Source organism: Moorena sp. SIO3A2, from assembly GCF_010672265.1.
GTDB classification, from domain to species: Bacteria; Cyanobacteriota; Cyanobacteriia; order Cyanobacteriales; family Coleofasciculaceae; genus Moorena; species Moorena producens.
On sequence record NZ_JAAHHC010000054.1, the window covers coordinates 24731 to 40368 of the forward strand.

At 45.1% G+C, this 15638-nt stretch carries 11 protein-coding genes; 4 read left to right on the forward strand and 7 right to left on the reverse strand.

Annotation, left to right across the window (positions count from 1 at the left end; all coding sequences use genetic code 11):
* Positions 1–17: 17 nt before the first annotated feature.
* The 5 genes from F6K64_RS32535 to F6K64_RS32555 all read right to left on the reverse strand — a co-directional run bounded on the left by F6K64_RS32535 (position 18) and on the right by F6K64_RS32555 (position 10167).
* Positions 18–434 (reverse strand): hypothetical protein, encoded by a 417-nt coding sequence (locus tag F6K64_RS32535; protein ID WP_287263476.1) that lies wholly within the window; start codon positions 432–434, stop codon positions 18–20.
* Complete coding sequence (locus F6K64_RS32540) at positions 425–3295, reverse strand: CHAT domain-containing protein (protein WP_287267556.1); 2871 nt, start codon at positions 3293–3295, stop codon at positions 425–427. Before F6K64_RS32540 ends, F6K64_RS32535 begins: the two co-directional genes overlap by 10 nt.
* A gap of 143 nt (positions 3296–3438) precedes the next feature.
* Positions 3439–8658, reverse strand: a complete 5220-nt coding sequence (locus tag F6K64_RS32545; RefSeq protein ID WP_287267557.1) for a two-partner secretion domain-containing protein — start codon at positions 8656–8658, stop codon at positions 3439–3441.
* Between the two features lie 49 nt (positions 8659–8707).
* Positions 8708–8884: a hypothetical protein gene (locus tag F6K64_RS32550; RefSeq protein ID WP_154659807.1), complete on the reverse strand. Its 177-nt coding sequence runs from the start codon at positions 8882–8884 to the stop codon at positions 8708–8710.
* 38 nt (positions 8885–8922) lie between these two features.
* On the reverse strand, positions 8923–10167 hold the full coding sequence (locus F6K64_RS32555) for an RNA-guided endonuclease InsQ/TnpB family protein (RefSeq protein ID WP_008184921.1): 1245 nt from the start codon (positions 10165–10167) through the stop codon (positions 8923–8925).
* 273 nt (positions 10168–10440) lie between these two features.
* Between F6K64_RS32555 and F6K64_RS32560 the strand changes: the two genes are divergently transcribed.
* A complete protein-coding gene (locus F6K64_RS32560; protein ID WP_154659808.1) occupies positions 10441–10581 on the forward strand; it encodes a hypothetical protein in 141 nt (46 codons plus the stop codon).
* A gap of 69 nt (positions 10582–10650) precedes the next feature.
* Here F6K64_RS32560 and F6K64_RS32565 read toward each other — a convergent pair whose 3' ends face one another.
* Entirely contained in the window at positions 10651–10812 is a 162-nt protein-coding gene (locus F6K64_RS32565) for a hypothetical protein (protein ID WP_165691803.1), read from the reverse strand.
* Positions 10805–11734 carry a pentapeptide repeat-containing protein gene (locus F6K64_RS32570; protein ID WP_008184926.1) on the reverse strand — a complete coding sequence of 310 codons (930 nt, stop codon included), beginning with the start codon at positions 11732–11734 and terminating at the stop codon, positions 10805–10807. The genes F6K64_RS32565 and F6K64_RS32570 overlap by 8 nt, the downstream gene beginning before the upstream one ends.
* 370 nt (positions 11735–12104) lie before the next feature.
* Between F6K64_RS32570 and F6K64_RS32575 the strand changes: the two genes are divergently transcribed.
* The 3 genes from F6K64_RS32575 (at position 12105) to F6K64_RS32585 (ending at position 15401) form a co-directional block, all read left to right on the forward strand.
* Positions 12105–12542 (forward strand): hypothetical protein, encoded by a 438-nt coding sequence (locus F6K64_RS32575; protein ID WP_287267559.1) that lies wholly within the window; start codon positions 12105–12107, stop codon positions 12540–12542.
* Positions 12445–14199 carry a purple acid phosphatase family protein gene (locus tag F6K64_RS32580; protein ID WP_287267560.1) on the forward strand — a complete coding sequence of 585 codons (1755 nt, stop codon included), beginning with the start codon at positions 12445–12447 and terminating at the stop codon, positions 14197–14199. Before F6K64_RS32575 ends, F6K64_RS32580 begins: the two co-directional genes overlap by 98 nt.
* 560 nt (positions 14200–14759) lie before the next feature.
* Positions 14760–15401 (forward strand): IS607 family transposase, encoded by a 642-nt coding sequence (locus F6K64_RS32585; protein ID WP_044493348.1) that lies wholly within the window; start codon positions 14760–14762, stop codon positions 15399–15401.
* Positions 15402–15638 lie beyond the last annotated feature (237 nt).

Consider the following 15638-nt stretch of genomic DNA (forward strand, 5'->3'; position numbering starts at 1 on the left):
CCGATCCCTATATAGCACTACGCATTAAAGTTAGGACAAGCCTCCCCATCTCCCCATCTCCCCACACCTCCCCATCTCCCCATCTCCCCACACCTCCCCCAATTCCCGATTCCCGATTCCCGATTACTTTGTGGTAGTTCTGAGGAAGCTATCATCAACAGGCAACTTTGGAGCTTTGAACAGTGGACAAGAATTGAGAAAAACACGATCAGCGAGCCCGTGGGTGGTGCATTACTCAGCATTCGTTTTATTTGAGTTAGGTCACAGGGTCGAAGCCTGTGCCACAAAGCTGATAGCTGATAGCTGATAGCTGATAGCTGATAGCTGACCCCGATTCCCGATTCCCGATTCCCGTTCCCCTCCTGGGAGGGGTTAGGGGTGGGTTCCGATTCCCAATTCCCAATTCCCGATTCCCGATTCCCGATTACAGCCAATTTCCCACTAAAACATAGGCTCCCCAGAACAATGGAGCTTTATAACCAGGTTCTTTTAAGAGATTAACTTGAGCACGGCGCAAGGCTTCAGCTTTGGTAACCGTTGCGCCAGAAGCAGCTAATTCTTCGTAAAAAAATGTCATCAGTTTAGCGGTAGATTCATCATTAATGAACCATAGGGAAGCCAGAGTACTCCTTGCTCCTGACTGAATTGCTACCCCGGCCAATCCTAAGCTAGCACGACTATCACCATCGGCAGTTTTACAAGCACTCAGCACTAGTAATTCAATTGCTTCTAAACTATTGTCACTTCTGTTCTGGATGACATTGCTTAAATCCTTGATATTGATTCGTTTATCCCACGCCAGCAGAAAGGTCTCCTCTGGTACTGAACTAAACTGACCGTGAGTGGCTAAATGCACCACGGGAAATGGCACCGAACTGATTAACTCTTGCCATTTCTGACTGGTAAAGTCTTGATTGAGCAATTGCTGACTGGGAATTTGGGATTTAATTTCTGCTAATTCTGTTTTAACATTGGGTAGGTTAGCGAAACCTTGATGATCAGCCAAATCCTCGCGCATGTCTGACAGTCCAAAGGCTAAGGCATTTAACTCAACTTGAGCTAAGGGTTTGGGCTCCAGTAAATTCAAACCAGGAATGAGTGCGATCGCATAGCCTTTTTCTACTATATACTGTTCACCATCATGAAGGGTAGCCATGGGAACATTGCGAAATCCACCATCAAGAACAAATACTAAGGTTTTAACTTGATTGGCTTCGAGCAACCCTTCCGCCGGTCGAATTAACCAGTCATAAACCTGTTTGGATAAAGCTAGACTGTCTTCAGAAATAAAACGTTTTTCTAGCTGTATACGCAAACTTTCTAAGGTTTGCTCAAGTTTAGCTTTAGGTAAAGCAGTGGTATAGTGAATAAATTCTCCTGATTTTGGTAATTTCACGATCACCGCTAACCGGTCATCGAGAATAATCGGATAGACTAATGCTGCACTCGGATCGATTTCCTGCTCGGCCAATTCCACAATGTCAGAAAGGTTACACCCCAGAAAATTCTCAATTTGGGCTAGCTGGAGAGAGTCAATTGCTTCGGTAGCTTGCTTGAGCTTGTTATCTGGGATCCGGTTATCTGGGATCCGTTTATTTGCGATCGGTTCAGCGGTTTGCTCGTCCTGCAAGAGTAAATCGACTAATTCTCGATAGACTTGCTCAACATTTTCCCGAAAGGAAAACTGCACATCTGAACTGAGAGCCAGTAAATCTTGGCGGATAGAATCTAGGGTTTTGACAGTGGCTTCGTAAGCAGTGATTGCTTCTTCAGTTTTTCCCAGAGCTTGATAAATTCGTCCTAACTGCCATTGCCATTGATAGGCAATGTCATCGGCTTGAATACCTTGAGCTAAGGTGAGGGCTTTTTCGGTAAATTCTTGAGCTTGATACCATTGCTGAGTTTGTTCATAGAGCTGACCCAGGGTACCGAGGGCATAGGATTCGGCTCGTTTATCGTCTACAAGTTGAGCCTCTTGGAGAGCTTTGACTAAAGTATGGGCAATTTCGTAAGGTTGAAGGATAAAGGATGACCGCTGAAGATTGTCTTGATGCTTGTTTGATTTTAGATCATAGCTGATCAGGCTTTCGACAAAATTGATTTGAGCATAGATTGCGGTTCGACTAGCTGGTAATTTAGTAATCTCGCTGTTGAGTAATTCCTTGACTTGGTCATTAATTTGAGATTTTAAGTCTTGGATACTTGGTTGTTCTTGATTATCATTATTATATTCATCGGTTAAGGTCTCTAACCAATTGTGGAAATCAATTAGTAAACTTAATCGCTGTAGTTTTGGCTCAATGTCTAAGCTGGTTGAAGCTGATAATTTGCTTGACTCTTGAAGAGATTCTTGATAGTATTTTATAGCATGATTAACCTGAGCAATAACCTGTTGTTTAACTTTTTTTTGCTCAGTTATCAAGTTGGTTCTGGTGTATAATTGTTTATAGTGGTTGTACCAAGAACGTTCTGTATCCCCCAAACTCAGTAATGTCTCTCGTTTTTCGAGAGGAGGTTGAGCTACTTTCAAACTTGCCTTAAGCACTTGCTGAGAGTGGTTCAAATCCCCGAGCAGACGGAGAGTATTCCCAAGGCTACGTAAGCCAAGGATTTTAATCTGGGGATCAGGGGTTTGTTGAAAGGTTTGCAGCACCGTTTCAAACCGTTCTTGATTGGACAAATCGCAATTATTGTCCAGCTTTAAGGCTTGTAATAAGGTTTTACAGGTGCGACGGTAAAGTCCTAAGGCTTCCATCGCTTGGGCTTGATTAATTAGGGTACCTGTAATGCCAATGTCATCTTTTAATTGTTGATAAATCTCAGTAGCCAATTGCCAGGCTTCTAGAGCAGTGTCTGGTTGTCCTAAGGCTAATTCTAGACTACCTAGGGTGTTGAGAGCTTGGGCTTGGATTTGCTGGTAGTCTGGGGTATTGCTGAGATCTGCTCCTGTCTCTAACAGGCTGAGGCTAAATGCGATCGCATCTTCCGCATCAAACCACTGTTGCAGTTTCTGGTAAGCCAAAGACAGATAACTTAACGCCATGGCCTGATGTAGTATATCCCCTTGGGATTCATAGGCTTGTGCCGCTTGTTCCCAAGTGGTTGCTGCTTGATTAAACTGACCTTTGGTGTAGAATGCTCTGCCTTGTTCCACTAAATCTGACGCTGACCAATCTTGAGGAATTGGCTTAACAGTGCTGGGATAGGATAAGACCGGGAGGATGCCAATGGGGAGAACTAAATTTAGGAGAAAAAAAAGTAGGGCTTGGGTGCCAACTCGGGTCGCGCGAAGCATAGGGACGCTAAATCTAGGGTTTCTATTAAATTATCTCTTGAATAGAGTATGACGTTTCATAGTAAGGCTGAGGTATATCTAAATTTTTGTCATTTGAAACAGGCAAGATGCCTGTTTCACGCTGCATCCCGATTCCCGATTCCCTATCGCAGATAACAAGACCTAGACACCTGCCTAAATCCATCCGGTGTCACGGTAGTTGGATATGCAGTAAGAAAGATATTGCCCTCAGCATCAATCATCAAGCCTTGAGCTTCTATAATTCGTTTTGGCTTAGGGGTAGTGGGGGGCTGAACGGGGGGCTTCACCAATGCAGTCCGGGAGCGATACCGTCCACGGGGAGTGGGACGGCGTATATCTTCCCAATTGCTATTGCTGCTGATTTGACCTGGGCGAGGGGGTATGCCGCCACGTCCAGTATTGATCAGACTACTGCCAGTGCTATTACTCGGTTGACAACGCTGGTCAAATTGAGGCTGGGCTGGGTCCGTGGGTAAGCTGTTGGGCTCCCGCTCCAGGAAGTCATCGATGGTGTTGATATCCACCTCACCACTGTCTGTACCACCAGAGGCATCTATATCATTAGTGCGATTGCCATCAATGGCTCGGCGCTCTTCAATATCACCAAAAATGCTGAAGGCATTGATAGTGATTTCACCGCCTTTACCCTCGTCAGATTTAGCAATGATATCGCTACCATTAGGACCAGTTGGGGGGAAAGCAATCAGGAATGGGTTTTTATTAATCCTGATGTTACCTCCGGTAGCTCCTGATAAAGCCTGTGCGGAGATCAGACTTTCGTTTTTGAGCTGTATTAGGTCTGATACGTTTAGTGTAATATTCCCTGCTGATGCATCACTATTACTATTGGCAGTTTCAGCTTCTAGTCTTCCTTTGTTAAGCAACAGGGAATTAGCATTAATTATCAGATCGCCTGCTACCCCTTTCTCACTTTTGACTGTTATTATCCCTCCATCTTCAACCTTGAGGGAATCACTATTGATGGTGATAGTACCAGCTTCACCACTGAAATTGCCTGAGCTGCTAGAAACTAAACCACTGGCAATGTCACTATTAGTGGGACTAACTCCAGAGATAGTAATGTCATCAGCTTTGACTTTAATCGTACCAGCATTTGCTGCACGTTCAGAGAAGGATTCCGGAGATACACCAAGATTTAGTTGCCCTAGTAAAAAGTGAGTAGTAATCCTTTCGGGGGATAAGGCTTCGTTATAGACTGCGACTTCATCAATCACACCATTAAATGCTTGGTCACCAATGTTCCGCCAATTTCCGATCAAGAAACGGGGGTTTTGACCTTCAAAAGCACCTTGGTCGTTACCTCTGACTCTCTTTCCATTGACAAAAATGGTATTTCTGTCGGAGCTTTGGTCGTAAGTAGCTACAATGTGATACCAAGTATCTGGTTCAATAAGGTTGTCTCGTGTTTCCAAGTCATCGGGAAAGTCACCAAAACGGACAGACCCGTTACTGGTCACTCGGAAATATAGACTGTCACCGTTACCATCGTTGCGATTATTGCTTGGATGTATCCCAACATAGGATTGCTCTTTTAGTTCGTCTGGCTTGACCCAGGCTTCTACAGTGAAGGATTTATTGCTGATATCTAATTCCGACCCTGGTGCAATAATACCAACATCCACAGCATCATTGTTGCCATCAAATTCTCCTGCTGTGCCTGATATTCCTGGAACTCCCTGAGTTACACCATTCCTGTAAGTACCATTGAAGCCATTGCCAGAACTGTCAACAGCCGTTATCGAAGTAGTTTCGTCTAAACGCCAGTAGGCTACTGGCTGATCTGCTAGCACAAATTCTTGATAGGACTGGTTGGTGAAATCAGAATCTAGAACTGCTTGACTGACACCGGAGGTTCCTGCTTCTACTCGCCCACCATTAATAAGAGATAGGGACGAAGTAGTGATATTAATATTTCCTCCAGTACCAGTAGCTCCCTGGTTTACACGACTGTCAATGACTCCATTATTAACAGTTACTGTATTGCTACGGGTAATGGTTATATCTCCACCATTCCCCCTGCCGCTTGTGCCAGCACGTATCCTCCCCCTATCAGTAACTTCAATGGAGTTAGCTTCAATTTCAATGTCACCACCCTTCCCCTCGCCATCCGATTGAACATCACTAAATATGCCACTATCTGCTCCAATCAGCTCGCTGAATCCGTCCACTAAAACGCGATCGCGAGCTGTTATAGTTATATCACCTCCTTTCCCTGTGCTACGGGTTTGGGAATTTATCACAGCACCGTTGGTAAAGGAAACTGACCCAGCTTCAATTGATACTTTGCCACCGTCGCCCTCTGCTTGAGGTCTAACTCGAGTGAAGATAATACTTGAAAATGTATCCCCGTCTTCATTCCTAGCAGCGCCATCAAATATCACTTCATCCTCAGCAATAATTGATATATTGCCAGCATTTCCTATGTCATTGATTTCAGTACTTACTTGACCGCCATTGGTCACAAAAACTGACTTTCCCTCTATGGTAATTGCACCACCCTCACCTTCAGCTTTTGATTGGTTGCTAGACTCTCGATCCGGACCGACCCGAGAGCGCAAACCGCTCGATATATTCCCATTACTTGCTATCCCGTCAATGGTAACTGTATTGCGAGCTTTGATAGTTATCTCGCCTGCATCTCCTTTTCCCAGGGTGTCAGCTACGACTCTAGCACCATTTTTGATAGTCACTGATTTGGCATCAATCGATATATCTCCTGCGTTGCCGATTGCGTCAGCCTCCACTTCGGTCCGAATCGAGTTAATGTTCTTGTCCAGGATAACTTGATCTTTAGCAGTAATTGTTATATCACCACCATTTCTCTCTCCTTCATCCCGTGCTCTGATCCTCGACTCCAAGGAACCATTCTGATTAATGAACAAAGAGCCTGTGGTAATGGAAATACCACCACTATTACCGGTAGCGTTTCTTTCTATGTTGTTGAAAATGCCAGCATTCCTACCCCTTGTTGCTTGCCCTTCTAAGGTAACTGTGTCATCAGCAACAATAGTTATCTGGCCAGCATCACCTGTGCCATTGGTGTTGGCTTGGATTTGACCGCTCTGGGTCAGGGAGAGAGAGCCAGTGCGAATGGTGATGTTACCACCGTTCCCGACCGCGTCTTGCCTAACGAATTCTCCGACGTTACTCCTAATCCTACTAAATCGATTTCCTGTTCTTCCAGACACCGTTACGCTATCACTAGCTTCGATTTCAATATTGCCCCCAGTGCCTTTACCGTTGAGATCAGCACTTAGTCTAGCACCATCAAGGATTGATAAGGATTCGGTTTTAATAGTTATAGTGCCTCCCTGGCCGGTTGCCCCACGCTCAACATTAACTCTGGCTTCACTGGAGGCTTCATTTTCATTGCCTCGGCTATTCTTTGCCCTCGGTGCCCCTTCAAATATCACTTGACGAGCCTCGATGTTGATATTACCTGCGCTCCCTTCACCCCGGAGGCTAGCATCAAGGACAGCGCTTTCTGTTACTGAGACAGAATCCCCTTTGATGGTAATATCCCCACTTTTGCCTATGCCTCCGTTGTCCAGACGAGATACTAGTTCAGTGCCGTTGTTATTGGCTTCAGTGCCGTTTCTGCCATCGATGGAAACTGCCCCACTGGCGGTAATCGTGATATCTCCGGCATCGGCTTGACTGTTGCTGTTAGTTCGGATCCTAGCTCCTCGGCGGGCGGTGAAAGAACCGGTTTCAATGGTAATATCTCCAGCTTGGCCAGCATTGGAGGTACTGGTGATTATGTCACTATTGTCAAGGGTGATGTCATCAAACGTAATTAATTTAATCTGACCAGCATTACCGGTAGCGCTAGAGGTATTAATGCGATCGCTTATTTCAATCCCGCCTCGATAATCGATAATCACATCACCACTATTTCCGACAAACCCACCGAAATCGTCATCTGTGCGGAGTGTTCCAATCTCCAGCTTGTTAGTAGGATTAGTTCCGTTCGGTTGATACTGATTGGTTAAGAATACTAGTCCATTCGGTGCTTGAATCGAAATGTCACCAATCGTAATATCTGCACTAGTAGCAGCAGTCCCAAAGTTAGACCCTAAGTTTCCAGTATCGCTATTTCCTGGAAAACCGCCGAGTAATGTCCAATCTATGCCAGCACGAATATCTAAGGTAGGTTGACTACTGCCATCAATTACGATAGAGGTTCCGGCTTGGTCAGACAAAGTAACATTAGCCAGACTAGCCAAGAACGGATTGGAATTATTAGGGCTAATGGCATTATCAGCGGTATCGGTAGAGTTAATCTCCAGGTCTCCAACGGTAACACTCCCTCCAGCCAAAATATGTAGTGAGGCTCCGGTATAGTTTCCTAAACTGACATCTCCATTGGCCAGAATAATGGGATCATGGGGACTGAGTAAATTTCCGGGTAACCCATCCAACTGCTCAATACTGAAACTTCCGCCAGCGGTATAGTGAGCATCCCCGGCTACAGGATTATGGGAACGCAACCGTAAATCAGCACCAGCGAATAAACCACTATCGGTATGGTTATGGGCAGCAATATTAATTGACTGATTCCCCTGAATTAGCAGTAAACCTCCGGCATTGGCGATAAAGGGTTGCGCTATACTATCCCTGATGCTAACCGTATCTTCTCCAAACAGAGTCAAATCCCTACCAGCCTCCAGTTGACCCTGTAAATCCAGATTGCCAGCAGCTAGAGTTAAATCTTGTCCTACTGCTAAATTCCCAGCATTTTGAATTCTTGTCCTGGGGTCATATTTGCCATACTGCAATCCTGGGGTTATATTAATTGTTAACAGTGGCGGGGCTTCTGGGGATGTGGCACTAAACTCCTGGCCATCAGCAAAGACCAGGCTATTGGCAGTAGAAGCGAAAAAGGAACCAGCTACATCTAATCTGGCATTGTGTCCAAACACAATGCCATTGGGATTGAGCAAAAACAGATTCGCTGACCCATCTACTCCCAAGGTGCCTAGAATATTGGAGATATTACTTCCAGTTACCCGGCTTAGAATATTCTCGATTCCAGAAGGATTAGCAAAATAAACCCGTTGTAGTTCCCCGACATTAAATTCTTTAAAACTGTGGAATAGGTTAGAACCACGTTTAGCGCCACCTTCGATCACATCCCCGATTTCCCCTCGGACAGTGGTATTAGGTATAACCACAGACCCTTCTGAACCCAAGGTTCCATCTGGAACAATATCGGCTAAGGCATAGTTTCCCGACATGGTTAAGGTCACCCCACCCAGGGCAATCGCCATTGCCCTGGCCCAACCTGCGGTGAGGGTGATCACTGGTTTTGCTGCACCCATATTCAGTTTCAAGTTATTGCTTGAAATAGCTTCGGGATCATTATACCAGTTATTGGTACTTTTTAATTTCGGGAGTCGGGAATCGGGAGTCGGGAGTCGGGAATCGGGAGTCGGGAGTCGGGAGCGGTGCGACCCGTGGCGAATTTAATTCGACGACTGTAAGCGCACCGAGGGAGTCGGGAGTCGGGGGAGAAAGATTTTGTCTGGATATCGTAAGTTTGGGCAATTATCGGGATTTGATGTGACGTACTCCCACACTGACCTTTACAGGTTCAGTGTGGGCTTCTTGCCAACACCACCCAACGGTTCGGTTGCTCGGCAAGCTTTACTTCTGACGGGACGTCCCACCGCCAAATTCAATATATTCCTGGCCGCATTTACATCTCTGTCCTCGGTATATCCACAATGAGGACAAGAATGAATGCGGTCTTTTAGTTCTTTGGGCACTTTTTTGCCACAATTGGAACAGTTTTGACTGGTGTTCCGAGGATTTACTGCTTTCGTTCTCAAACCAGCATTTAAGGCCGTAGGCCACGCTACGCGAACGGCTTTGTTTGACAATATTGACAGGAATTGACCCCACCCAGCATCTAACACTGATTTAGCTAGCTTAGTCCTGGCTAGTCCTTTGATATTCAGCTTTTCATGAGCTATTAGATCGTGGTCAGCTAATAGCTCTTTTGCTGTCTTAAAATGAAAATCTTTTCTAGTATCTGCGACTTTTTTGTGAGCCTTTCCAAGTTTTAGTACAGCCTTTTTTCTGTTATTGCTACCTTTCTTGGAACGGCTCACAGTTTTCTGTATTTTCTTTAATCGCTTTTGGGCTTTACGATAGTACTGAGGAATTGGTACCTCTGACCCATCAGACTTGACCAAGAAGGACTTAAGTCCCATGTCTATCCCGATAGGGTTAGCCACATTTTCTAGTGGTAAGATTTCTGGAACTGTGTCATCTTGGATCGAAAGCGTGACGTAATAACCATCAGCCTTTCGAGTTATAGTAGCAGTCTTTACCTTGAAGCCTTCAGGGATAGGTCTGTGATAGATCATCTTAACTTTTCCAAACTTAGGAAGAGTTAAGGTGTTTCCATCTATAGGACTTTTGGACAAACAAGGGAAAGTGAAAGACTTATACCTGTTTTGGCCTTTGAATCTAGGTCTTCCGCTCTTCTTTCCGTTGCAGTATCCTTTTAGGAATCGCTTAAAAGCTAAGTCAACACGCTTTACACAGTCTTGTAAAACTTGAGACTGAATATCAGCGTACCAAGGTCTATCCTTTTTTAATTGAGGAAGGGTTCGTTTCTGTGAAAAATAGTCTGGATTATCCCTTAATTCTGGGACATTACAAATAAGAGGACAAGAATTGATTGAGCAGCGGCTTTGCTCGTACCATCTAAATCTATCAGCCAGTAAGTAGTTGTACTGGTGTCGAAGCATATCTAGCCATTTTTCTACTTTCTGTGCCTGTTCTTTTGTTAGTCTTAGCCGGTACTGATACGCTGCTATCATCGTTGCTGCCTCCTGTTTTTCGACCTATACTTAGTATAGCGCAAGTATTTACAGGTGTCAACGCACAATGAAGGATAAAAATTTGATGATTAGATTGACTGATTTTGAAAAAAGGCAACTAAGACAGGAAGCCGATCGTAGAGGTATGACCAACTCTGAGTTGATAAGAAGCTTGATAGCTCGTTTCCCTGATCCGAAAGAGTCTGTGTAAAATTCATCCCACACCTATGCTACGCATTAGGATGTGGGGCTTCTTTTACCGGACAGCTAACTATGGGATTGGCCAAAGGCCAGGCTACGCGATTGGCCTTTGGCCACGCTACGCGATCGCATGGTTGTTTAACAGTTAGGCTTCCGCAACGGTTAGGTTTCCGCAACGGTTACTATAGTCGATGCGATCGCATAGTTGATTAAATCTCTAGACGTAAGCTATCAGTTATCAGCTATCAGCTATCAGCTATCAAATGTCGGCCTGTGGCCAAACTACTGTTGGCGCAGCGTGCGCGTAGCGCAATCAGTACTTTTGAATAAAATAAGCTGACGGCACCTCAAGTAGCGTGAGCTAAAAGCTGACCGCTGATAGCTGACCGCTGACCGCTGACCGCTGACCGCTGATAGCTGATAGCTTAGGTTGCTGTTACCCACAAGGAACATTCAACGCGCCATTTTTCTTCAGCCATTGGCACTGTTGAGCACTTAAGCCCTTAGCATCAGTAAACACCGCACCTGCTACCTCGCAGTTATAAAAATCAACACCATTCCAAATAGTATTCTCTAAATTAGCGTACTGTAAATCAGCATTTTTAAGATTAATATTAGATAAGCGAGCGCCTTCTAAATTCGCAGAAAATAAAGACGCTTCAGTTAAATCAACATCCTTTAATAAGGCATTTTCCAAACTTGACTCCAGCAACTGAGCACCACGCAAAATCACCTCGGTCAAATCAGCAGCTCTGAGATTAGCAACAATCAGATTAGCAGAGGTTAAATCTGCTCTGACTAAACTAGCACGGCTTAAATTGGCTCGTTCCAAATCAGCACCAACCCACTTAGTATCCATTAAGTTAGCTGCCTCTAAGCTAGCTATATCAAGGCTTGCTCCACTGAAATTAGCCTCAGGGAAATTCACAGCTCCTAAATTCGCCATCTTGAGATTGGCATTGATAAAGGTTATCCCTTTCCCAGTTGCTTCTCTCAAATCAGCCTTTTGCAGCTGAGCTAAGGAAGCCTCAACCCCATCTAGTTTTGCCCCACACAGCTTAGCCTTTGTTGCACAAGCCCCTCGGAGATTCGCCCCCTCCAAACCAGCACGATTCAGTTGAGCTCCTGAAAGTCGGGCATAAACCAGAGTAGCTCCCGATAGGTTTGCCCAGCTGAGATTGGCTTGAGTAAAGTCTGTCTCTTGACAAGACGCTCCCGAGAGATTGGCATTACGTAGGTAGGCATGGGCAAAGTCAGCCTTATCTAGATTCAAGCCCTGTAAATCAATATGACTCAGCTCGGCTTTCTGTAACGACAGTCCTTGCTTAAGTTGTTTAAGAACTTGATTAGTAGTTAATAATGTCATAGATTTAGTTCTATAAAACCTGTAGTCAGTTAGTTTTGTATCTAATTTAACTTTAATCTGACCTCAAATGTAATTATTGCAAGAATATTTTACATAAATGTTTAGGATCCAAAATATACTTTCCACAAAAACAAATTGAGGGTTTGAGGCACTCGATCAGCTAAAGTATCAGGGAGTCGGGAGTCGGGAGCGGTGCGACCCGTGGCGAATTTAATTCGCCTACGGAAAGCGCACCGAGGGAGTCGGAACCCACCCCTAACCCCTCCCAGGAGGGGAACGGGAGTCGGGAGTCGGGAGCGGTGCGACCCGTGGCGAATTTAATTCGCCTACGGAAAGCGCACCGAGGGAGTCGGGAGTCGGGGTAAGAAAATTGAATCTACCTCATAAGTATGATCAACATAAGTATGATCAAAGCTATACCAACTTCATCGAAAACTACTTCTTAGTTCTCCCCACACTTCCCCCTCTCCCCAAACTTCCCCCTCTCCCCACACTCTTCTCCCGATTCCCGATTCCCGATTCCCGATTCCCGATTCCCGTTCCCCTCCTGGGAGGGGTTAGGGGTGGGTTCCGATTCCCGATTCCCGATTCCCGATTCCCGTTCCCCTCCTGGGAGGGGTTAGGGGTGGGTTCCGATTCCCGATTCCCGATTCCCGATTCCCTGCCCGATAGCTTTCATGGTCAAGTTTTCTATCAGTCGCTTTATCCTCATGGCAGCTATAGTGATCGGTGTAATTGTTCTTGTCCCAACTATCAAGCAAATTACCCAGCAGCGAGCCATGACATCCGCTTACGAATTACTGACTGACCCATTCTTACAATTTCCTACAGAAGATTCCGTGCGGGTGGTTTGGTTTACCGACTTTCCTGGCTCCCGCCACACCGTTACCTACGGCACGACCTCTTACCGTAAGGCCACTGCTACTACTACTAAACTCAGCCGCACTCGGGAAGACCAAAAATCCCGAGTCGGCAACCAGACCGAAGACTCCCAAGTCTACCAGAAGCCAATCATGCGGGATATTTGGCGTCATGAAGCCATCGTAACTGGACTGACTCCTGGTCTTCGTGTTCCCTATCAAGTCACCAGTATCAAGGAGAATGGGCAAGTTGTCAGGAGCAAGCTCTATAGCCTCAGTGCTCTACCAAACCCTGAGACACCCCAGAAAATTCTTCTGACCTCTGACCATCAACTAATGCCGATGACAGCAGCTAATCTCCAGAAGGTGGTAGAAACCGTAGGCCAAATCGATGGGGTGTTTTATGTTGGTGATTTAGTTAATATTCCTGACCGGGCTTCGGAATGGTTTGATGATAACCGGGGTGGTGCCTTTTTCCCCTGTCTTCAGGGTCGAGCCAATTACCAATTGGAAAAGAATGGGGTTCAAACTACCTACCATGGCGGTGAAATTATTCAACATGCCCCGATCTTTCCTGTAGTTGGCAATCATGAAGTGATGGGGCGTTTTTCTATGGAAAAGGATTTGAATAGCCAATTCAATGACCCTTTTCCTCGGGCTGCAGCACAAGCCATCTATCAGCAAAAAGCTGAACAGTTAAATCCAGATAATGACCCTAATTATTACCAAGCTTGGCTAAAAAATAATACCTATAATACTGACACTTATAACGAGATTTTTTACCTACCTAATGGCAAACCTTATTATGCGGTAACCTTTGGTGATATTCGCTTAGTGGTGTTGTACATTACTAATATTTGGCGGACACCTAGCTTAAGTCCTAATGCCAAAGGTAGGTATCAAGAACGGCAACAAGATTTAGACAATCCCATCGCTTGGGGATACGGACAACATATCTTTGAAGCAGTTAGTAAAGGGAGTCCCCAGTACCAATGGCTCCAGGCAGAACTCAATAGCACTGAGTTCCAACAAGCTAAGTATAAAATTGTGATGCTTCACCATCCTCCCCATAGCCTAGGGGACAATATTGTCCCAGCTTATACTGACCCAGTGCAGATCATTGAGCGGGATCGGACGGGTAAGGTGACAGCAGTGCGTTATGAGTACCCCAAAGACCAGGATTATATCATTCGGGATGTGGTGCCATTGTTAGAAGCTGCTGGTGTGCAGTTGGTGTATTATGGGCATTCCCATCTATGGAATCGCTTTGTTGATGGTAATGGCATGCATTTTTTAGAATCCTCCAATGTGGGGAATAGTTATGGTGCTTATGTTGGTCAGAAGAAGCGCCCAGTACCAACTGGTTATAACGAAAACTATTCCGCTACTGGAGACCCAAATGGATTAGAGCCAGTGAGGCCAACCATAGCGCCATTGTTAGGAGACAATAACCAGCCCTTGCCTTATATCGCTAGTAATGACGTGACTGTGTTTAGTATCTTGGATACTGGCACCGGTATAGTAACTAGCTATCGCTTTGATACGCGATCGCCTAATTCAGAGGTGATTAAATTCGATCAGTTTCTGTTAAAGCCAAGGGATTAGGGTGGTCAGAGGGGGGAGTGTGGGAAGTGTGGGGCGGGGGCGCGGGAAGTGTGGGAAGTGTGGGAAGTGTGGGAAGTGTGGGAAGTGTGGTAATAGGGGGGGAATTTTGATTAAAGGTATAGCAGAAGTCAGAAGTCAGAAGTCAGAAGTCAGAAGTCAGAAGTCAGAAGTCAGAAGTCAAACTCTTGCGCTTCTTGATGCAAAGCGCGAGTGGGGGAAACCCCCAAGACCGCTTAGGTGCGCTTGACCTTGGCGAATTAAATTCGCCACGGGTCGCACCTCTGCATCGCTTACAAAGGGTGTGAGACTAATGTCGATGTCCTAACTGCCCTGGCGACTGCTATAATTATCCTGGAATTATATTATATAATAAATAATTAATTTGCTACTCTTGCCTATTGCTAGCTTGCCTCTTGCCTCTTGGTAGGTTGCCTATTGCTAGCTTGCCTCTTGCCTATTGCCTATTGCTAGCTTGCCTCTCTATAAAAAATAGACACCCTTGGACATTACTTACGAAATGAGGAATAATAGAGAGCGGAGTCATGAGATCTAGCATTGATATGGAAAGTCATTCTGAGATGACATTAAGCATTGGGGAGGCAGCTAAACAGCTAGGAGTCTCTACCAAAACCCTAAGACGGTGGGCTGATGGGGGAAAAATCAGATATCAACGTTCACCTACTGGACAACGACGATTCTACCTTAAAGATATCAAACATATAACACCAAGAAATTCTCAGCCATTGACGGACAGATTGACCATCAACTATGCCAGAGTTTCCAGTGATGAGCGAGAAAAAGACCTGAGGATTCAAATTCAATTATTAGAAAATTTTAGCACTGCTAATGGTTGGCAATACGAGACTATTTCTGATTTCGGGGGTGGTTTAAATTATCACAAAAAAGGATTGAACAAATTACTCAAAAAAATTATGACAGGGGATGTTGAACGGTTGGTGATTACTCACAAGGATAGATTGCTGAGATTTGGCTCAGAATTAATCTTTACCATTTGTGAAGAGTTTGGCACAGAAGTCGTTATCATTAATAAATCCCCAGAGGGAGTCAGCTTTGAAGACGAATTAACCCAAGACATGATGGAATTAATCACAGTCTTTTCTGCCCGTCTCTATGGCGCTAGGAGCGAAAAAAATAAAAAATTACTTGATGGAATGACTCAAGTGGTAAAGGCATTAGAGTAAAGAGTAGGTGGAGAGAGGGGAGTGTGGGAGGTGTGGGGAGATGGGGAGATGGGGAGATGGGGAGATGGGGAGATGGGGAGATTGGGGAGATTTTTATGTAAGTATTCAGTCGTGAGCTTTTAGCTCACGCTATGCGAACAGCTGTCAGCTGTCAGCCGTCAGCTTAAAATAAACCTCTTTTGTAAACTTCTTTTGGTATAATTTAAGGTAAGCATATGCGCTACGCGCACGCTACTT